General features: G+C 60.5%; 13 protein-coding genes. 7 read left to right on the forward strand and 6 right to left on the reverse strand.

Features of this window, described 5'->3' with window-relative positions:
- Window positions 1–264 precede the first annotated feature (264 nt).
- Window positions 265–7548: a DUF4430 domain-containing protein gene (locus DW823_RS00950; protein ID WP_118079569.1), complete on the forward strand. Its 7284-nt coding sequence runs from the start codon at window positions 265–267 to the stop codon at window positions 7546–7548.
- A gap of 9 nt (window positions 7549–7557) precedes the next feature.
- On the forward strand, window positions 7558–8445 hold the full coding sequence (locus tag DW823_RS00955) for a DUF4430 domain-containing protein (protein ID WP_233542944.1): 888 nt from the start codon (window positions 7558–7560) through the stop codon (window positions 8443–8445).
- A 177-nt stretch (window positions 8446–8622) separates the two neighbouring features.
- On the opposite strand, the gene DW823_RS00960 is transcribed toward DW823_RS00955, so the two are convergent.
- From DW823_RS00960 to DW823_RS00970, 3 genes are all read right to left on the reverse strand, one after another.
- Window positions 8623–9030: a GtrA family protein gene (locus DW823_RS00960; RefSeq protein ID WP_118079571.1), complete on the reverse strand. Its 408-nt coding sequence runs from the start codon at window positions 9028–9030 to the stop codon at window positions 8623–8625.
- A 221-nt stretch (window positions 9031–9251) separates the two neighbouring features.
- A complete protein-coding gene (locus DW823_RS00965) occupies window positions 9252–9647 on the reverse strand; it encodes a GtrA family protein (RefSeq protein ID WP_118079573.1) in 396 nt (131 codons plus the stop codon).
- A 78-nt stretch (window positions 9648–9725) separates the two neighbouring features.
- Window positions 9726–11642 carry a fructose-1,6-bisphosphatase gene (locus DW823_RS00970; protein ID WP_118079575.1) on the reverse strand — a complete coding sequence of 639 codons (1917 nt, stop codon included), beginning with the start codon at window positions 11640–11642 and terminating at the stop codon, window positions 9726–9728.
- A gap of 320 nt (window positions 11643–11962) precedes the next feature.
- On the opposite strand from DW823_RS00970, the gene DW823_RS00975 reads away from it, so the two are divergent.
- Window positions 11963–12853: a DegV family protein gene (locus DW823_RS00975; RefSeq protein ID WP_118079577.1), complete on the forward strand. Its 891-nt coding sequence runs from the start codon at window positions 11963–11965 to the stop codon at window positions 12851–12853.
- Window positions 12854–12961: 108 nt separating this feature from the next.
- On the opposite strand, the gene DW823_RS00980 is transcribed toward DW823_RS00975, so the two are convergent.
- Window positions 12962–14053: a hypothetical protein gene (locus tag DW823_RS00980; protein WP_118079579.1), complete on the reverse strand. Its 1092-nt coding sequence runs from the start codon at window positions 14051–14053 to the stop codon at window positions 12962–12964.
- A gap of 192 nt (window positions 14054–14245) precedes the next feature.
- Between DW823_RS00980 and DW823_RS09755 the strand changes: the two genes are divergently transcribed.
- Complete coding sequence (locus DW823_RS09755) at window positions 14246–14416, forward strand: hypothetical protein (RefSeq protein ID WP_158567235.1); 171 nt, start codon at window positions 14246–14248, stop codon at window positions 14414–14416.
- 24 nt (window positions 14417–14440) lie between these two features.
- On the opposite strand, the gene DW823_RS00985 is transcribed toward DW823_RS09755, so the two are convergent.
- Together DW823_RS00985 and DW823_RS00990 are read right to left on the reverse strand one after the other, a co-directional pair.
- Window positions 14441–15544: an RsmB/NOP family class I SAM-dependent RNA methyltransferase gene (locus DW823_RS00985; RefSeq protein ID WP_118079581.1), complete on the reverse strand. Its 1104-nt coding sequence runs from the start codon at window positions 15542–15544 to the stop codon at window positions 14441–14443.
- 59 nt (window positions 15545–15603) lie between these two features.
- Window positions 15604–17754, reverse strand: coding sequence for a class I tRNA ligase family protein (locus DW823_RS00990; RefSeq protein ID WP_118079583.1), 2151 nt, complete (start codon window positions 17752–17754; stop codon window positions 15604–15606).
- 132 nt (window positions 17755–17886) lie between these two features.
- Here DW823_RS00990 and DW823_RS00995 point away from each other — a divergent pair, with 132 nt between their 5' ends.
- The 3 genes from DW823_RS00995 (at window position 17887) to queA (ending at window position 20375) form a co-directional block, all read left to right on the forward strand.
- Window positions 17887–18456 (forward strand): DUF3267 domain-containing protein, encoded by a 570-nt coding sequence (locus DW823_RS00995; protein ID WP_118079585.1) that lies wholly within the window; start codon window positions 17887–17889, stop codon window positions 18454–18456.
- Between the two features lie 61 nt (window positions 18457–18517).
- A complete protein-coding gene (locus DW823_RS01000) occupies window positions 18518–19093 on the forward strand; it encodes an epoxyqueuosine reductase QueH (RefSeq protein ID WP_118079587.1) in 576 nt (191 codons plus the stop codon).
- 70 nt (window positions 19094–19163) lie between these two features.
- Entirely contained in the window at window positions 19164–20375 is a 1212-nt protein-coding gene (gene queA, locus DW823_RS01005) for a tRNA preQ1(34) S-adenosylmethionine ribosyltransferase-isomerase QueA (RefSeq protein WP_118079926.1), read from the forward strand.
- The last annotated feature ends 87 nt before the right edge of the window (window positions 20376–20462 follow it).

Here is a 20462-nt window from a genome sequence, read left to right on the forward strand (position 1 = left end):
ACCATACTGACAGTAATAATCGATGGCCTAGATGGTGGTGCGGAGACGCACGAATGCGCGGTTTTCCTGCGCGTTTGGGAGAATCGGGGTGCAAGTCCCCGGCTGTACCAGTAACCGTAATTCCTCTTGGCCCGGGATGGTCACGTCGCAGATCGGACGGCGCGCCCGGGTCGGTAAGGTTAAGTCGGATCGCCTCCCATCTTGCACGCGGGCGCGGCGCATGCCGCCGGTACGCGTTGGGCTCTGGAGGGAAGGGGGACCCCGATGGGGGTACTCAAGCGCAATATGCGCGATGATGTGGGGCAGCCGCTGGGCAATGCTCCCAGTGCAGACAGTAGGAGACAAATGGATATGTTTGAGGACGAGTGCCAGCGCGCCTCGTGGCGTCGTCATGGAGCGATTGCCCGTGGCGTAGCCAAGCGCGGTCTGGTGGCGTTCCTGGCTTTTGCCATGGCTTTTGGCACCACGCCGGCGCAACTTTGGGCCGAGGGCGCCGAGGGCATTGCCGAGGCCGTGGCTCAGGCCGCAACGGGCGGCGAGGGCGCGGCGGCCTATGAGGGCACTGCTGCCGCCGATACCGGTGCGAACGATGCTGCCGTGGAGGACGGCACGGGTACCAGTGACGCTGCTGCCGGTCAGGGTACGACTTCGGGCGCCGCGAAGGGCGATGACGCCGCAGGTGATGCGGCTGATTCCGGCAGTTCCACCGCGATGCCTGCTGTCGCTTCGGAGCAGGGCGAGCCGAAGGCCGCTGCCGCTTCTGCCACGACGCTTTCCAGCGTGGCCAGGGTCTGCATCCAGGACACCAAGGATGAGAACTACTCGTATTCCACGAAGTCCGGCGCGCTCAATGCGGGTGATACGCTCTGGGCCAATATGTACGATAAGGATGAGGACGACTACTACAGTTCGGCTTATTCCGTCTCCAATCCTGGCACCTGGACTTACACCTGGCTCGCCGGCACGACCAGGGCCAGCAGCAATGTCGCCGACTACACCGAGGTCGTAGGCCACGAGCAGTCGCTCACCGTCACCGCCGCGATGGAAGGCAAATACTTCATCTGCAAGGTGACCGCGGACGGTAAGGACTACTACGGTCCGTCCGTCTCTGATGGCTCGGGCATCAATGCCAACTTCATCCCCGGTCCCGTGTTGGGCGCCGGGCAGATGGAGCTTAGCAGCGTCAAGCTCAGTAGCGACACGCCGAGCATAGGCGATACCCTTACGGCGACTCCGTACAAGGATTGGTCGAGCCCCGCGGGCTCCGACGCCAAGGTTACCTACACGTGGTCCGCATCCACCTCGCAGTCCTCGGGCTTCACCAAGATCGAGGGCGCGACGGGCGCTTCCCTCACGGTAACCGATGACCTCGAGGGCAAGTACATTAAGGTCGAGGCCACTGCCGGCGTCAACACGGTGAGCAAGACCACTTCCAGCAAGGTCAAACAGGCCGGTGTGGTCGAGATTTCGGCCGTGTCCATCATCAACACCAAGGACAACACGAGTGTCTTTGCGGTGGGGGATACCGCTAAGGCCCGCGCCAAGGAGAAGGGCGGCGCGTACGGCGCATTCGTCGACGCGAGCAAGCTCAACTATCAGTGGCAGTGCTCTGACACCAAGAGTGGCACGTATACCGACATTGCGGGCGCCACGGGTGAGACCCTCGAGCTTACCGACGCTTTGGGCGGCAAGTACCTCAAGTGCAAGGTGTCTTCGAAGATCGGCTCTTCGAGCTTGACCAACTCGACGGGTGCTCTCGTTGCTGCCGCCGGTTCAATTAATGTCACGAGCGTGACTATGAGCCCGACTTCGGGCAAAGTCGAGGTTGGCTCCACGATTACGGCGACCGCCAAGGTGGGTTCCACCGACGTTACCACCGATTCGCATGTCACGTGGCAGTGGTATAAGGGCACCTCGAGATACGCGAGCTCGTGCAACACGCCTATCGAGGGCGAGACCGGCAGCACCTTGACGGCGACCGCCGCCCTTAAGGGCTACTACGTCGTGGCTAAGGCCAATGGCGGCTATGGCGAGCAGAAGCCGTACTATGCGGCGGGTCCTGTGTCCGTCGCTGGCCAAGTTGAGCTTTACGACGTACAGTTTGAGGGCTCTCCCGCCACCAATGGCGTGCACGTGGGCGATACGCTCAAGACCAAGGTACGCAAAAAGGACGGCTCGAACTACAGTTATATCGAACGTACCGACAATGTGACCTATCAGTGGCAGTATGCAAATACCAGCTCGAGCTACGACTCCGCTTACACCGATATCCCCGGTGCTACCAAGGCTACCTATACCGTTGACGCCGTCTATGCCGGCAAGTACCTGCGCGTGAATGTGACGAGCGAAAATACCGTTTTCAGCACGCAGAAGAAGAGCTCGTACGGTACGCAGTCCGTTGTCCCGCTCGGCCCCGTGACGCTCAAGGGTCAGTACAAGCTGGCGGGCATCAAACTTGCCGATAAGAACGTTACGCTGAGTGTGGGCTCAAAGATCACGCCGAGCGTGCAGGTTCCGGGCAGCTGGTCGGGCTCGACGAAGGACGTGCCCGACGATGCCGAGTTGACCATGGCGTGGTACGCCAAGGGCGAGGGCGATGCCGATTGGACCGAGCTCACCGACGGCATCGATACGACCGATGGCAGCCTGACCATTTCGGACGCGCTTGTTGGCAAGCGCATTAAAGTTACGGCGAGCGCTCTCGATAACACGGTTGAGTGGGTTTCTTCCGATAGCGTTACCGCGGCGGGGGAGTATAACCTGCTGCGCGTGACCACTACGCCGCAGATCAATAGCGATTCGATCCATCTCGTCTCGGGCGATAGCGTGAAGGCGACGGCGCAGGCTAAGCGCGCTGACGGCTCGACCACCAACGGTATCGACGTCACCGATCAAGCGACTGTTGTCTGGTACGCGGCTGACGACGCGAAGGCCTCTGCGGCCGACTGGACACTTCTGCCCGACATGTCGGGCGCCACGGCAACGGTTTCGGCTTCTGCCGCGGGCAAGTATCTGAAGGCTGTCGCCACGAGCGGCAGCTCGACGGTCGAGCTTGTCTCTGCCAATCCCGTGATCGCCGCAGGCTCTCTTGAGGCCGCAGTCCAAAAGCTCAACGATGCCAATAAACAGATCGCCGTTGATTACAGCGCTAAGGGCGGCAACGTCAATGACGCGCTGAAGGCGCAGCTTGCCGATTTGGGATTTACCGATATTGACGTCAAGGTCTCCGAGGGCGGCGTTGCCTTTAATGCAGAGGATGACAAAGCCACGGTCGGTATCTCCGACGCTCAGGATAAGACCAACGGCGATGTGACCTTCTTCTTCATTGACCCCAACGACTACACCGGTTACAACATCGACGGTCTGCGTAGCGCCGAGGTCGTGTTTGAGCTGTCGCGTGGCGACGAAACCGAATACTATCAGCCCAGCAAGACAGTGCAGGTTGCTTGGGACGAAGCCCGCGTTCAGCAGATGCTCGACGATGCTGCCGAGCAAATTGCCATAGGCTACGCTTCGGGCGATTCGGCCGAGTCCGTCACGTCGAATCTCACGCTTCCGTACCGCGCAGGCTCCAAGAGCAAGTTCGAGGTTGAATGGAAGAGCTCCGACGGCGATGTCATTTGGCCGTCCGGTTATGGCTGGGACGACTACACCGGCAAGGTGACGCGCTTTTCGAGCGATCGCACCGTAACGCTGACCGCGACCGTTTCGTTTGTGAGCGGTGGCCCGTCTGACGTTAAGGGCGCGCACGACTTCACCGTGACGGTCAAGGGTGATCCCGAGAAGGTCGCCGCCGACAAGAAGGCGCTGCAGGAGAAGGTCGATGCGGCCTTTACCTACGACAATATCAAGTACTCCGGCACCGACGCGGTCGCTAACAAGGATGGCCTGACCGCCGATCTGCAGATGCCGCGCACGAGCACGCTTAATATCGACGGCAAGTACTACAAGGTCGAGTACTCCGCCAGCACCGATGACATCACGTTCAACGGCTACAAGGGCACGGTCTATCAGCCACTGCCTGGCAAAGAGGCAGCGAAGACCAAGATCACCCTTACGGTGACCGATAAGTCCAACGCCGAGGTCACGGCAAGCAAGACCCTCGACTTTGCGATTTCTCCGCAGGACCAGGGCGAGCTCGATGCCGAGCTTTCTCTTATGGAAAAGGCGAAGGCCGGCTATGCTGCCGCCATTCTGAATGGCCAGGACGCCAATGCCGTTTCGGCGGACATGCACGCGTTCCAGAAGGCGTATCTCGATGCCGACGGCAACCTTGCCTGGAGCTACAACAAGACGACGACCGATTCGACGTCCCTTGGTATTGTTCCGGAGGATCTGCCTGGCTATGATGCGATGTCCGGGCAGGATTGGCGTCTGTTTAAGTCGAGCAACAGCTCTATTGTCTCCGCAGAGAATCTCAAGGTCACGCAGCCGCAGTACAACACGAAGGTTGTCGTTTCCTCGCGCCTGACGAGTGAGAAGTACGCTCGCTATGCTGAGCGCTATCCCGACAATGCCACGTATGCCAAGCTTGCCAACCAGGATGTCTCGGCAACGTTGACGGTCGTGGGCACGAGTGGTCAAAACAGCCCCGAGGTCACAGCGACGTGCTCGGTTATTGGCGTCGACGCCAAGGGCAAGCAGCAGACGTGGGCTGCCGCTTCGCAGTACACGCTCAAGAACGGCTCGACTGCCGCCGATCTTTCCGAGGAGCTCTTTAAGCAGGCTGGCCTCAAGGCCGACTACGACCCCAACGGCTCTTGGGGTTGGGTGCTCAATTCCATTACGTCGCCTTTCGATGCCGATCGCACCCTTGCATACGACACTGCTACGGGTGCCTATTGGCAACTATTCATCAACGGCGTCGCTGCGTCGGTGGGTGCTGGCAACTACAAGCTCGAGGCGGGCGACTCTGTCGTCTGGTGTTACTCGAAGTACGGTGACGCTGCGCCCACCGACCAGCTTTCGGTAAGCTGTACCGTTGTCGGTCAGGACGCTTCAGGTGCTCAGCAGACGTGGGCGCAACCTACGACCTCGCTGGTGGAAGAGGGCGCAACTGCCGCCGATCTTTCCGAGCAGGTCTTTAAGCAGGTCGGTATTGGCGCCGACACTGGCACGGGCTCGTACGGTTGGTTCCTCAATTCGTTGACCTCGCCGTTCGAAAAGAACGTGACGCTTTCGACCGAGCAGGTTAACGAGAGTACCTGGAAATACTGGCAGTTCTTTGTCAACGGCAAGATGGCCAATGTCGGCGCCGGCAACTACACGCTCAAGGCCGGCGATGAGATTGCCTGGGTCTATGGTTCCGATGGCACCATGCCCGGTCAGGTTTCTGTCTCGATGGAGATCATCGGCAAGAAGGACGATAAGGCACAGCGCTGGACCGATCCTTCGAAGCAGGTGTTTGTTGGGGGCACGACGATCAAGGACGCCACTGCCGCCTACTTTGATGCCTTGGGCATCAAGTCCGAGATGTACGATCAGCTGGGCTTCTGGGGCGTTCACAGCCTTGTCTCTCCGCTTGACGGCACTAAGTTGGCCGGCGCTTGGTCGTACTTTGTTAACGGTGTTCCCGGTTCTCAGCTCGATAGTGACTACGTGCTCAAGTCGCGTGACAAGATCGTCTGGGCTTATGCTGCCGGCGATACGGTGCCTAATCCCGACGAGGTCGTAGTCAATCCGAGCGCCCCGCGTCCGACCGATTGGAAGTCCGATTGGGACGGCAAGTCCAATGCGGCGGTCGAGAACGTTTCGACGCCTACGGGTGCGCTAGCGAGCTCTTGGACGTTCGACTGGAAGGCGTATTCTGGTTCGGCGTATCCCAACGCGAGTGAACCTATTGTCGTGAACGGCAACGTGTATCTTGCCGTCAACAAGCGTTTGCTAAAGATTGACGCCAAGTCGGGCAAGGTCCTTGCCGAGTCGAATCTTAAGACTGCGGTCGGTTACACCTCGCGCCCGATTTATGCGAACGGTTTGGTTATTGTTCCGCTTGACGGCGGTGCGGTCCAGGCTCTGACGGCTGACGCGCTCACAACGGTTTGGGTCACCGACTCCGTGAGCGAGACTGCTCAGTCGAATTCTCAGCTGACAATTGATGGCAATTACCTCTATGTCGGCACCGTTGATGTCGACTATGGAAAGGGTACGTACAATAACGGTCATCTGACGCGTATTAACATCCTGACCGGCGCTGTTTCTTGGCAGCATGTCAATGCCGACGAGGGTTATTACTGGACGGGCGCGACGGTGGGCGATGACTTTGTCTTGGTTCCCACCAGTGCCGGTACCGTCGAGATGCTCAGCAAGTCTTCGGGCGATGTGCTCGGAAAGGTTTCGGTTGGTGCTGTTGTCAACTCCACCTGTGTGCTTTCGGCTGACGACAGCCATGCCTATCTAATCTCGCGCGACGGCAAGCTGCACGTCTTGGCGATTTCTGATGGCGACTCACGCGATGCGGATGCCGCTTCGCTTATTACCGAGGAGCGTGTGGTCGATCTTGGCCTTACGGGATGTGCATGCGTGCCTACGACGACGTATGATGGCAAGCTGATTGTTGGCGGCGAGGTTGCTGGCGGCTCTGCGCTGGCGATTATTGATCCGGCCAACAACTTTGCCAAGACGCTGGTTTCGTCTGCTGATGGCACTGCGCTTCCTGCTGGCGGCATCAAGGGCGCTCCGCTCGTAAGTGTCCAGGGCGAAGACGCGTATGTCTACTTCACGGTTAACTACGGCGAGAGCCCTGATTTCGTTAACTACACCTCAGGCGGTGGCGTATATCGTTACAAGTTGGGTGACGCTGAGGCTTCTGGTGTGTTTAGCGCAACGGGCCACTACAACTTCTGTGACTCGCCAATCGCTTGTGATGCCCAGGGCAACTTGTACTACATTAACGACTCTGGCACGCTGTTTAAGCTGAATGCTGGCGTTAAGGTTTCGTTTAGCGCTGGCGAGGGGTCCAAGGTCGATTTTCAGACTACGGCCGCCAACGGCTCTATCGCCAAGCCTGCCGATCCGACGCGCGAAGGCTACACCTTCGCTGGTTGGTATACCGACGAGGCCTGTACGGAGGCATATGACTTTAGCGTTGCGGTGACGGCTGATATGACGCTGTATGCCAAGTGGATCAAGAATGCTGTTAACCCTGGTGGTAACGGTGGCTCTGGCTCCGCTGGCGGCAACGGCGGTTCGGGTAATGCCGGTGCTGGTTCTGGCTCCTGTAACGGCACAAACGGCCAGCAGGCTGGCGGTGCTGTTGCTCCGGGTAAGAAGCCGGTGTCGTCTACCACGACTACGACCGAGACCAAGGACGATAAGGATTCCAAGAAGAAATCCGATAAGTCCGGCAAGAAGGACAAGAAGTCCGGCAAGAAGGATGACAAGTCCGGCAAGTCCGACACGGGCTCGTCTGCAGCGACCACTGCCAAGAAGTCCGCTGCGGCTCCCTCGCAGCAGTCTGGCTTCAATCCGCTCGCCATCGCTGGCGTGGCGGCTGGCGTGATCGGTCTCGCCGTCATCGGCGTGTTCGTGTTCACCAAGCGCCGGTAGGTGAGGGCTGTGTCCAGTAAGCCTCAGGACGCCGAGTCCAAGCAGCCCGACTCGTCGTTCATCCAGCTTGACGATGTAAAGCAAAAGGGCGCCGCTTCGGCGGCGTCCGCCCCTCGGCGCAAGGCACTTGTTGGCGTTCTGACAGCCGCCTGCACCGTTTTGATCGTTGTGTCGCTAGGCTTTGTCCAACCTTCTTCCAGCGGTGCTTGGTCCATCGATTGGATCACTCGGGCCGTGGCGGGGAAGAGCGTTGCCGACTCTGGCTCTGCTGCCTCTCACAAGACAGAGGCGGGTTCCTCGTCTTCTGGTGCCGTGGACTCTGAATCCAAGGAGTCGGATGAATCGGAATCCAAGGACGATTCCGAATCTTCGGATAAGGACTCCAAAAAGGATTCGAAGGAGAAGAAGTCCGAAGACAAGGGCGGCAAGACGTCCAACAACGCGTCTGCTGGACAGGGCTCCGAATCCGCCGGTGGATCGAGTTCTTCTGACGGCTCTTCTTCGGGCGGCGGCTCGGTGTCTGGCGGTGGGTCTGCATCCAACGGTGGCAACGCCTCTGCGGGCAATCAGGGCGGCTCGCAGCAGCCTGGTTACGTCACGGTGACGGTTGCGGTCACATCGAGCGCTGTGGGCAATCCCGTGTCTTCTGGTGGCACCTTCACCTTTAATGAGGGCGCAACTGCCTACGATGCCCTGTGCGCCCTGGGCCTTTCCGTGAATGCACATGGCTCGTCGTACGGCACGTATGTCGCCGCCATTGGCGGTTTGGCCGAGAAGGAACACGGCGGTACGAGTGGCTGGATGTATTCCGTTAACGGTGTGGCGCCCAACACGGCGTGCAGCAACTACGTCCTATCCAACGGCGACAGTGTCGTCTGGTATTACGTAACGGGCTAAATGCCTCGACATAACACGTCAAACGGGCGGTTCGGACAAACATCCGAGCCGCCCGTCTTTATGCGAACGGGATGCAGTTTCTCGCCTTGTGCGCCTTCCTCGGCAGGCTCTGCAAACAAAAAACCGGTTGGAACGAGAATTCCAACCGGTTATACCTTCAAGCAAATGTCGGGCCGTCTACGAACGTGCGCCCTCGAGGAAGAAGCGACGGCTAAAGTAGTTGTACCAGGTGACCAGGAACGTTGCGATGGCCTTCATGGCCTGGTAGCCGATGCTCAAAAACGTGACGCCCACAAACATGTACAGGTCGTTGAGGCCCAAACCGATCACCGACAAGATGGTGAAGATCGTGAACTCGCGCTTGCGGCTCATGCCCTCGCGATGGTCGAACACGTACTTCATGCTGAGCCAGTAGTTGACCACGACAGACGTGGTAAACGAGATCGTGGTGCTCATCAAAAAGTCGAGGTGGAACAGCTCGACGAGCGCAATGAGCATGCCCCAGTCGATGCCAAAGGAGATGAGACCCACGACAGCGAACTTGAGGAACTGCTTGGTATGAGGTTGTGCCAGTGCCTTGCGCACGTAATCACATCCAATGCGTTGATGAATCGAGCAACGAGATACTTTAGAGCTTTTGCATGGGAAACGTAAGGTCTTTGGCAAGAACTATACGAACTCGCCAAATATTCAAGAGGTAATCCGCAAACGTTGCAAATCTTCCCGTAAACGAGCAAGGCTCACGAACAACACAGCGCTCGACGCGCGTCATCCGTGGGTCCCCGTAGCTGTGCGGGAAAGCCGAGCTACTTGGTCTCGTCGCCCTCCAGGAAAATCTTTCGGGTCACAAAGTTGTAGACCATAACAAGCGCGGTGGCACAAATCTTGGCGATATTGGCCTCGAGCCCCAGGCCGGCGTTGAGGGCCAGCACGATGCCGTCGTTGAGCGCCAAGCCAATAACGGACAACACGACAAAGATGATGAACTCGCGGCGGCGGCTCATGCCCTCCTTGTGTGCAAACACGTACTTCATGCTCGCGACGTAGTTGAAGACGAGCGAGACGATAAAGCCGCTGGTGTTGGCGATCAGGATATTGAGGCCCAGACCGTAGTGGAGCAGATTCATGATGCCAAAGTCGATGACGGTGGCAATGACGCCGACGACGCCAAACTTCATGATCTGCGCGAGGAGCTTTTGCATGGAACCTGCCTTAAGGTGGCGCCGCAGCGCCGTGGGGATGACAAACTCAGCAAGTTTAGCCAATCCCCGAAGGCGGGGCTAGGCGCGCTCCTCGATAGCACCGTTTCTATATGCATCGAGCAGCTGGCGCAGGTCTTGGATCTGGCTGCGGATCTTGGCTCCGGAATCGGTGTCGCTCACCATGCGGCGACGGTCGGCCTCGTCAAAGCGGTTGGTCTCGCTTTCGATGTCCACGTTGCGTGTGAGTGCCTCGGCAACCGTCGTAAAGGCCCGGTGCGACTTGAGACGGCAGCCGCGCGAGCTCGAGATGAGCGTATAGCCGGCGATGCCCGTTTTGGGGTGGTAGGCGCGACAGAAACCGCCGTCGATGACCAGCAGCTTACCGTTGGCGCGGATGGGCTGCTCGCCCTTGGTGGTTTTAACGGGCGTGTGGCCGTTGATGATGTGACCGGTCGGTGAACATGCCATGGGAGCGACGCCAAACTCGCGCATGATGTCGTCGCAGACCGAGGGCGACTTGGTAAGTGTAAAGTACGGGTCCATCGGCTCGACCCACGTGCTCTTATCGGCGATATAGGCGCGCTCAAAGGTACGCACCAGGCGTCCGCTGGCGGGTGAGTTAAAGCCAATCCACAGGTACCACATCCAGTCGAGGGCGTCGCGGTCGCCCACGCGCCAGGCACGGCGGGCGATGTGGTCGCAAAAATCGAGATAATCGCGGCCAGCGTGCCAGGTGCCCAGGCAGTTCATGCTGCTAAAGGTGCCGTCTTCGTTGAGCGGCACGCAGCCATGGAACAGCAGGTTGCCGTTGGCGACCTTATACATCGAGCCGTGGGAATAGAGGAAATCGATATGGCGATGCAGGTGATCGGCGGTGACAAACTCGGACACGAGCTTGTCGATGATGTGTTGCTCCTGGGGCGTGAGCGTATAGGGGTCCGCCGGATCGACGGTGGGGAAGTCGTTGGTCGTGAGCGGCCACGCGCTGCCGTCGGCGAGCGTGACCGTGCCGGTGTCGTGATCGATCTTGTCGAGTAACAGACGGTCGGTCATGTCGAACTCGGGATGGCGCTGGATAATCTGGCCCTCGAGCTTAAAGAGCAGCACGTTGATGGCTTTGATCAGCGGGCTGATGCACTCGCCGGCGGTGTAGGTGGCATCGGCAAAGGCGACAAGCTCACGCAGCGAGATGCCGTAGTCGTTCTCCAGGATCTCGTAGTTGTCGTAGCGTAGGTTGTTGCGCAACACCGTGGCGATGCAGGCGGGCTCGCCGGCAGCGGCGCCCATCCACAGCAGGTCGTGGTTGCCCCACTGGATGTCGAGCGAATGGTAGGTGAGCAGGCGGTCCATAATCTTGGCCGCGCCGCCGCCGCGGTCGAAGATGTCGCCCACCAGGTGCAGGTGGTCGACGGCCAGGCGCTTGATGAGCGAGGCAAGCGACTCGATAAAGTCGTCGGCGCTGGCGGTCTCCAGAATGGACTCCACGATGCGCTCGTGATAGCGCACGCGATAGTTGTTCTCGTCCGGATGCGTGTGCAGCAGCTCGTCGATGATGTAGGCGTAATCGCGTGGGATGGCCTTACGCACCTTGGAGCGGGTGTAGCGGCTCGAAAGCGAGCGGGCGACCATGATGAGCTGGTCAAGCATCGTCTTGTACCAGGTGGGTGAGTCCTCGCGCTGGCTGCGGACCAGGTCGATCTTCTCGCGCGGGTAGTAGATGAGCGTGCACAGTTCGCCCTTTTCGTCAAAGGAGAGCGTGTCGCCAAAGATCTCATCGACATGCTCGCGCACGACGCCCGAGCAGTTGTTGAGGATGTGCATAAAGGCTTCGTACTCGCCATGCACATCGCTCATAAAATGCTCGGTGCCCTTGGGCAGGTTGAGGATGGCCGAGAGGTTGATGATCTCGGTGAATGCGGATTGCTCGGTGGGGAACTGTCTCGACAGCAGGCGCAGATACTTGAAGTCTTGCGGATTGCGATCGAATGCGACCATGAAGCACCTTCCGATGTGGTTGGTAAAACTGATAAACAGCGTCAAACGTTTATCAGTATGCGCTGCTTTTGTTTCGATTGGGGACGGGAGGTCGAATTGTTGGCCGAACGGTTTGGTAAATCGATTTAGTTGAGGTGGATATGGCGGTTGAATGGAGACGTAGGGTCGTTTTTTTGCAGACGCATGCCTCCGGGATCGATAGAGATGATGACGGTAAAGATGTTCACTACCTTTGGTTCAATTTGGTAAATAGTGGACATTTGTACCGTATTCACGCTTGCTGTGCAATAATTTGCGCAGCAATGAGTAAGGAGCCTCATATGAGTGATTTTGTCCTGACCTGTGAATCCGCCGCCGATCGAACCCGTGAGTTCTTTGAATCGCGCAATATCCCTGTCGTGTGTTTTCATTACGAGATCGACGATGTTGTCTATACGGACGATCTGTATCAGGCGATTACGCCGGACGAGTTTTTTGCCCAGATTGCCGCGGGCGCCATGCCCAAGACGTCTCAGGTGAGCGTGGGTGAGTACGAGGAGTTTTGGGAGCCGTTCGTTGCCGAGGGTAAAGACGTCCTGCACCTGGCGTTGTCGTCGGGTATTTCGGGCACGTATGGATCGGCCTGCGTTGCGGCGCAGATGCTCGCGGATCGCTATCCCCAGGGCGGCAAGGTGCGCGTCATCGATTCGCTGGCGGCGTCTTCGGGCTTTGGCCTGCTGGTGGAGTGTGCCGCCGACGTTCGCGATAGCGGCGCTTCGCTCGACGAGACGGCTGCCTGGATCGAGGAGCATAAACTCAACCTGCACCACTGGTTCTTCTCGACCGATTTGTCGAGCTACCTGCGCGGCGGTCGTATTTCGGCTGCGAGCGCGATCATCGGCACGGCGCTCAAGATTTGCCCGCTCATGACGGTCGATTGCGAAGGTGAGCTGGCGCCGCGTGAGAAGATTCGCACCAAGAAGCGCGCGATCTCCGAGATGGCCAAGACCGTGATGGCGCATCTGCAGGACGGCGCGAACTATTCGGGCAAGTGCATCATGTCGCACTCGGCGTGCCGCGAGGACGCCGAGGCCGTTGCGGCACTGATAGAGGAACAGGTTCCGCAGCTCAAAGGCAAGATTGAGATCAATAGCATCGGTGCTCTGATTGGCTCGCATACCGGCCCTGGTACGGTGGCCGTCTTCTTTATGGGCGACAAGCGCGTGGACTAACGTTCGTGGGCTGGCTGACGGTTTTAACGGCTGCGCTTGCTCTTCCTGACATTCGATAACAGAAAAAGGCCCGTCCCGTTGTTTGCGGGGCGGGCCTTGCTGTTGCGGCTAGTGTTTCTTTCCGCGGAAGAAGAAGCCGTGCAGCGAGGGCTTGAGTCCGCGGTTGGCGCGACGCTCCTCGATGTGATCGTGGATCGAAGCGACGCGTTCGATGACTTCGTCGGGGATTGGCACGTCGGGATTCATGTTCTCGACCTGGCTGACTTCGGCGGCGGCGACCTGGTCGATAATGGGCACATCGTCGTGCGAGATGACAGGCGTGGCGTCTTCCTTCATCTTGCGATAGCGCTGCATCATGTCGGTCTGCAGCTGCTGTGCCGAAGGTGGCGTCCAGATGATGGCGTTGGCGCCGGCGGCGATGGTTTCACGGATGCTCTCGGGCGTCTTGCCGCCCGGTGCGATGAGCGGCAGGTTGGGATAGTGCTCGCGCAACTCGCGCAGGACCTGGGGCGTGTTTTTGCCGGCCGCGATGTTGAGGATCTTGGCTCCGGCGCGCACCTTGGCATGCGCATCATCGTCGCAACGTACGACCGTGGCGATGACGGGGATGTCGGCGATGTTGGTAATGTGTTCGACCATCTCGGCGGTAGCGGGGGAGTTGACCACGCAGCCTGCCGCGCCCTGCATCTCGGAGACGGCCGCCATCTGCACGGAGCGCTTACCGGTGGTGGTGCCGCCGCCAACGCCCACAAAGACCGGGCACTCGGCAACGGTCAGCAGCGCCTGCGTAATGGCGGGCTGCGGTGTGAAGGGGTAGACGGCAAACACGGCGTCGGCATTGGAGTTGCGGATGACCGCCACGTCTGTGGTGTAGATGAGCGATTTGATGCGACGACCGAAGAGCGTAAAGCCGCTGGCTTCCTCGATCTCATCGGGCATGCGGAGAGCCGCCTTGCGCAGACGCCCGTCGATGGGCAGCGGCTCCATGGGCAAAAGGCCGTTGGGGGTTACGGCCACCTGGGGCTCGGTAAATTCGTCTGCAAGCTCTACCTCGGAGAAGTCGACCGAGGCGACGACGTCCTCGTGAACCTCGGCGGGAACATCGATGGGGGCTTGGTCGTTTGCCGTGACCGGCGTGTCGAAGGAGCTGGTGCCGACAAAGGCGTCGACGCGCTCGTTTAGGTCGTTGAGAGAATCCATAGCGGTCCGTTTCTATGTTGTGCGGTCGGCAGTGTACGACCGGCGCTACGATTGCTAAATCGTTTGACGAGTTGATTTTTCCCCGCCGCGCCATCCGTTAGACTGAAGGGCCAGCGAACGTGAAGGAGCTGTGGTGGCGGGAATCGAGGTGCTATCTTGAATGTCCCGTATACAAAAGAGAGGTGACGCGGTATGGAATTCTCGGCAATGTTGGGCTCGATTGGCCTATGCGTGGGCGCAATCGTTGCCGCCGCGGTCATCTACTTTGTGGTCACGGCCATTAAGGGTAAAAAGGCCGAGCGCAAGGAACGCGAGGCACTTAAGCAGCACCGTGACCAGCAGGACAGGCGCGCACGGCGATAGCTTGTTGAGTTTTGAATCCGTGCGCTAGCTGCGTTTTCGGACCAGGGCGATGTAGAAGCCCTCAAAGTCGCGGCTGGGCGGAATGGTCAGCGTGCCGGGCATGCCGTTGGCAATGGCCGAGACGTGGCCTTCGGCAATGGCTTCGGTAAGGGCGTTGCATTCGATACGCGGCTTGTCGCCGGTATCCTGTGCGCGACGCGCTTCGCTTTCGCTCGGCGTGCCGTCGAGGGGGATGAGCTCGCAGTCCATGTGCTTGTCGAGGGCCTCTTGCAGGGCATCCTCGTTTTCCTGCGGCAAGATCGAACACGTCGAATAGACGAGCGTGCCGCCCGGATTGAGAGCCCCCATGGCACGATCCAGAAGCGCGCGCTGCGAGCGGGCGCACTTGACGAGCAACTGTTCGGTGAGGCCGCGCAGGCTCTTTTCGTTGCCGCTGATGACGGTACCCGTACCGGTGCAGGGGGCGTCGAGCAGGATACGGTCAAAGCGGAAGAACTCGTCAAGCTTGCGTGCGTCAATACGCATGACGGGCACGTTTTTGGCGCCCTGGCGGCCCAGGTTGGCCTCGAGCTTTTCGGCACGGGGAATGCTCATCTCACAGGCTGTGAGATGAGCCTGGCCCTGGGTGAGGGCGGCGATCTGCGTCGTCTTGCCGCCGGGGGCCGCGCACATGTCCAGGATGTCCTCGCCGGCACGTGCGCCCAGCACCAAAGGCGGCATCATGGACGACAGGCTCTGCAGGTAGATCTTGCCGTCACGGTAGATGTCGAGGTCCCACAGGTCGGAAACCTGGGCTTCGGGCAGGATGAAAGCGTCCGGGTACCATGCGACGGAGCGGTGGGCGATCCCGGCGGCGTCGAGTGCCGCGGCGATGTCCTCGGCGGTCGCCTTGAGCGTGTTGGCGCGCAGCGTGACCGGGCGCGTGGCTGCGGCGCCAAAGCCCTCGATCATGAGCTCGGCATCGGCAGGCGTATAAGCGCCGGCAACCGTGTCGACCATAAAGCGCGGTAGCTCGGCGGCGCAGGGAAGGGCGGCAAGCCGGTCGGAAAGCTCGGTAGCGGCAAACTGCCTAAGCTTGAGCTCGGGCTTAACCTGCTTTTTCTGCTTACGACGACGCGGCTTGGACATCCGTCTTTCCTTCCCGTCCCAATTTGACTACTTTCCGGGTACGTTGCTGCTGGCGCGCTTTAGTACTGGCTCTCGTGCTTGCTAAAGAAGTCGAAGCGCGGGGGTAGTGGCTTTACGCGGTGCTCGCCGGGCTTCTCGCCCAGGCTCTCCATAAACTCGTCCGTGGAGGCAAAGATGTTGTCCCAGCTAAAGAAGGCGACCGGGTCGACGTCGAAGTACTCGCAGATGAGCTCGCAGCCGGCCGGGACGATGCCGTGCATCAGGACGGTCGCCACGCGCAGCTCGGTAAAGGCGTCGACCAGGGCCTGCTTCATGGCGGCGTTGGCTGGTTCGCCCTCGAGCTTGTTGGCGGCCTTGGAGGCGTCGCTCCAGCGCTTGTTGGCGGCGCGCAGGTAGTCGTCGCACACGGCGAGCGCACGGTGCGTCTCGAACTTGTACATGGCCTGCTCAAAGGCAAGGGCGGCCTGCTCGGCAGCCTCGACCACGGCGGCAGAGGCGGCACCGGCGGGGATGCAACCGTTGCGGTACGGGCTCTCGTCGCCCTCCTTGACGGCGACGCCGTAGAAGCAGCTGCGGGCCAGGCGGTTGAACACGCCGGTCAAAAGAGCGCTCTCCTTAAGGGCAGGATCGATGACGCGCTTGTCGTCGCAGGCGCGCACCTCGTTGCCGTCCTTGTCCTTGCCGGTCACGCGCGTGTCATATGCCTTGGGGCTAAAGCTCACCGGCTTCTCGGACAGACCGAGCGACAGCCAATGCGCGCGCATCTGCTCGCAGGTGTAGTGGTTGAGCAAGTCGTCTGCCGGCGGGGGAGGCGTCTGCGAGGACGAGCTGGCCTTTTTGCCCATGTAGAGCAGGTGGTAACAGGCGCTGACGGTGCTCTGCGTGAGGTTCCAACCCAGGGCCTCCCACATGGCGGTCTGCGCGATGCAGTAGAAGTAGATGTTGTCCTGGCCGATGAACTGGTAGATCTGCGCGTCGTCCGAGCACCACCAGTCGCGCCAGTCGAGTGAGCTGTGCTGATAGGTGGGCGCGGGGACCTGCGTGGAATCGGCGGAGGGCTCGCCCATGAGGGCGGCATCCTGGGCGGCGACACCCTCAGTTACGCCGGCGGCCTTGGCATCGCGTGCGAGCACGGTGCGCGTATAGCTGATGGGCGCCCACAGGCTCTCGGGCCAGCACCAGCAGGTGACGTCGTTCACGCCGTCGACCTCGGGCACCGGAACGCCCCAGTCGATGTTACCGGTGATGCGGAAGGGCACGAGCGCCTTGCCGCTGCGGAAGCGCACGCCGCCGTTGGCGAGCACCGCGTGGGCGTCGTCGCGCTCCTTCCAGCTGGGGAAGGTGACGGTAAAGCTGCTCTTGTTGCCCTCGGGCTCCAGCACGGTGTGCTCGGGCAGCTGGTCCTCGACGGCGTCGAAGGCCTCGCGGAACTTGTTCTGGATGTAGAGCTGCGCCGGCAGGAGCCACTCTTCCATGGTCTTGGAGACCACGGAGCGAACCTGCGGGTTTTGGGCGAGCTTGGCGGTGTAGGTCTTCATAAAGTCGAGGTAGGCCGGCAGGTCGAAGTAGAGGTTGTCGACCGGGCGCAGCTCGGGCACCTCGCCGGTGAGCTGACTCTTGGGCGCGATGAGCTCCTCGGGCTCAAACTGGTGACCCAGGTCGCACTCGTCGGCGTACGCCTTCTCGGACTTGCAGCCCTGGATGGGGCAGTGGCCGATCACCTGGCGGCCGTTGAGGAACGTGCCGGCCTTGGCATCGTAGAACTGCAGCGTGGAGCGCTTGGAGATGGTGCCCTGCTCGTGCAGGCGCTCGATAATCTCGGCGGTAACCTCGTTGTGAATCTGCGCAGCCGGCTCAAGGCCCGAGCCGCCGTAGATATCGCAGCTGATGTTGTAGTTGTTGAGGGTCGCGGCCTGGCGGGAGTGATTGGACTCGACATACTCGCCGATGGACTTGTCGTAGCCTTCGTTCTCCTTGAGCTTGCGGTAGCTCTCCATGATGGGCGAGCCGTAGCAGTCGGTGCCCGAGGTGAAGATGACGTTCTCGCGGCCCAGACGGTCGCGCAGGAAACGGGCGAAGAAGTCGGCCGGGACAAAGACGCCACCGACGTGGCCAAAGTGAAGGCCCTTGTTGCCGTAGGGTTCGCCGGCGGTAACGATGGCGCGGCGAGGCCAGCTGGGACGGTCGTTCATGGAGTATTTGGATGCCATGGGACTCCTTCGCATATGGTGAGAGCGCGGCCGGGCGCAAGGCCTGGCGACGCGGTGGTTAATTCGTGCATATCGTTCGACATTATCGCACATGCGGACGGGTACGTGGCAGGGGCGCTATCCTAAGATGCTATGAATGAGATTTCCAACATACATGCGTTTGAGGACGAGGATTTTCTGCACGCCTGCTTTGTGTGGGGGATGGCAGTGCTTGGCGCATTTGCCGTGTGCCTGGTGCCGGTGTTTATGCTGCTGGGTGGGCCCGCGGACTTGGATGCGGCTGACGCGGGCGGTTGGATGGCCGTTTTGGGCTGGCTGGTCGGCTTGGCTGCGGTTTCGGCGGCGTCATTTGCCGTGCACGAGCTGGTGCACGGTGTGTTTTTTAAGCTGCTGGCGCCTGCGGGCGCGCAGGTGACCTTTGGGGCGAATCGCGAGACGGCGATGATCTATGCCTGCGCCGAGGGTGTCGTGTATTCGCGCCGGCGGTACGTGGCGGTTTGCCTGGCGCCGACGGTTGTTGTGACGGCGGCGTTTGCCCTGGGGTTTGCGTTCTCGGGCTATCCGCTGCTGTGCTACCTGGCTGCCGGCTTGCATTTGTCGGGCTGTGTGGGCGACTGGTATTACGTGCGGACCATTTTGCGCGACCGCCGCATTGTCGCCTGCGAGGACACGTCCTTTGGCGTCCGCTTTTTCGCAAGGTAGTCTTTTGGGATGATTTTTCTGGGACGAGGATTAAAAAATCATTGTGGGAGAGGAGATGTCCATGAAGCCGTTGCTGCTGCATGCTTGCTGCGCGCCGTGCTCGCTGGAGCCGGTTCGCCTGCTGCGCGAGGAAGGGTTTGAACCCACAATCTGCTGGACAAACCCCAATATTCAACCGCGTGATGAATGGCGGCGGCGTTTGGACGAGCTGCGCCGGTGGTGTGCCGATGGCGACATCGAGCTCATCGAGGCGGGGGAGGACCGCGAGCGCTGGGAGGTCGGCGTGGCCCCGCTGGGCGCCGATCGACCCCGTCGCTGTCGCGCGTGCTATGCCTTGCGCCTGGCCGAGGCATGCCGTGTGGCTCAGGAGCGTGGGTTTGAGTTTGTGGGCACGACGCTCGCCGTCTCGCCGTATCAGTTGTTCGAAACCTGCAATGATGTGTTGGAGCGTCTGGCTGCCGCCCGCGGTCTAACTCCGGTAATTCGCGATTTTCGCCCGTATTATCCCGAGGCCACGCGTCGTTCGCGCGAGCTGGGCATGTATCGGCAGAATTATTGCGGCTGCCGATTCTCGGCCGTCGAGGCGGCCATGGACCGCGCCCGCATCCGCGACGAGCGCAAAGCGTCCAAAAAGTAGTTCTTTTGGGCTGACAGCCTGCTAGGATGTAGAGCGGACTTTAGCTATATAAGGAGTATCCGACGTGTCTATGCGTACCGATGATTTTGACTACAACCTTCCCGAGGAACTGATCGCCCAGGCTCCTGCCGAGCCGCGCGACTCCTGCCGCCTGCTGGTGGTGGATCGCATGGGCTCCCAGGCGGGAACGCCGCTGGAGCACGGCGGTAGCGTTGAGCACCGTATCTTCCGCGATATCATCGACTATATCGAGCCAGGCGATGTGCTCGTCATCAACAAGACGCGCGTGATGCCGGCCCGCCTGATCGGTCGCAAAGCCGGCTCGGGTGGCGTGGTCGAGACGCTGCTGCTCAAGCGCCGCGAAGATGTTGACCCGCTGGGTCACGTTTGGGAGTGCCTGGTCAAGCCGGGCAAGCGTCTGAAGCCCGGTGCTCAGATTGAGTATCGCGCCGGTGGCGCCCATGCGCCCGAGGGGGCTCCCGTGGTGCTGACAGCCGAGGTTGTCGACTTTGTCACCGATAGCCGCGGTGGCCGCCTGGTGCGCTTTGAGCCGGCCGGGTGCAATGCCGCCGGCGACCCGCGCACGCTCGACGAGGCCATCCATGCTGCCGGCCACGTGCCGCTGCCGCCCTACATTACCGATTACGAGGGAGATCCCGAGAAGTACCAGACCGTTTACGCCATGAAGGAGGAGCACTCGGCTGCCGCTCCCACGGCGGGCCTACACTTTACCCCCGAGCTCATGGCCGCTATCGAGGCCAAGGGTGCGAAGTTTGCCGCCGTTGAGCTCGAGGTGGGCATCGACACCTTCCGCTTGGTTGAGGAGGACGACCCTACGCAGCACGTCATGCACACCGAGCGCTACCACGTGTCGCAGGAAGTTGTCGACGCCGTGCATAAGGCGAAGGCCGAGGGGCACCGCGTAATCGCCGTCGGCACCACCGCAGTGCGTTCGCTCGAGAGTGCGTTCGATGCGGAGGCGCCGGTGTCCGATCCGGCTGTGACGGCGCGCTATTTTGAGGGCCGCGAGGACGGCGCTGACACGCTCGGCCGCGGCGATATCGTGGTGCGCGAGAACGCGACGACGCAGCTCTACCTCATGCCCGGCTCGACCTATCACGTGGTCGACGCACTGATCACTAACTTCCACGTGCCGCGCTCCACGCTCATGATGCTCGTGAGCGCACTTGCCACCCGCGACCAGATCATGGATGCCTACGCCGCCGCCATCGAGGAGCGCTACCGCTTCTTCAGCTTTGGCGACGCCATGCTTATTTGTTAGTTACGCGGTTCTACGAACCGCGTAACTGCTCGACGCTGCAAACGCCCCTAAGCGGCAATCTGACGTTCAATCGTCGGGCATGACCTT

This window comes from Collinsella sp. AM34-10, assembly GCF_003469185.1.
Lineage (GTDB): Bacteria > Actinomycetota > Coriobacteriia > Coriobacteriales > Coriobacteriaceae > Collinsella.

Excerpts from the sequence above, each read along its gene's own strand:
- DW823_RS00985 (WP_118079581.1), bottom strand. The coding sequence starts at position 15,544 with ATGTCCAAGCCGCGTCGTCGTAAGCAGAAAAAGCAGGTTAAGCCCGAG.
- DW823_RS00950 (WP_118079569.1), top strand. The coding sequence starts at position 265 with ATGGGGGTACTCAAGCGCAATATGCGCGATGATGTGGGGCAGCCGCTG.
- DW823_RS01000 (WP_118079587.1), top strand. The coding sequence starts at position 18,518 with ATGAAGCCGTTGCTGCTGCATGCTTGCTGCGCGCCGTGCTCGCTGGAG.
- DW823_RS00965 (WP_118079573.1), bottom strand. The coding sequence starts at position 9,647 with ATGCAAAAGCTCCTCGCGCAGATCATGAAGTTTGGCGTCGTCGGCGTC.
- DW823_RS00990 (WP_118079583.1), bottom strand. The coding sequence starts at position 17,754 with ATGGCATCCAAATACTCCATGAACGACCGTCCCAGCTGGCCTCGCCGC.
- DW823_RS00980 (WP_118079579.1), bottom strand. The coding sequence starts at position 14,053 with ATGGATTCTCTCAACGACCTAAACGAGCGCGTCGACGCCTTTGTCGGC.
- queA (WP_118079926.1), top strand. The coding sequence starts at position 19,164 with ATGCGTACCGATGATTTTGACTACAACCTTCCCGAGGAACTGATCGCC.
- DW823_RS00975 (WP_118079577.1), top strand. The coding sequence starts at position 11,963 with ATGAGTGATTTTGTCCTGACCTGTGAATCCGCCGCCGATCGAACCCGT.
- DW823_RS09755 (WP_158567235.1), top strand. The coding sequence starts at position 14,246 with ATGGAATTCTCGGCAATGTTGGGCTCGATTGGCCTATGCGTGGGCGCA.
- DW823_RS00970 (WP_118079575.1), bottom strand. The coding sequence starts at position 11,642 with ATGGTCGCATTCGATCGCAATCCGCAAGACTTCAAGTATCTGCGCCTG.
- DW823_RS00995 (WP_118079585.1), top strand. The coding sequence starts at position 17,887 with ATGAATGAGATTTCCAACATACATGCGTTTGAGGACGAGGATTTTCTG.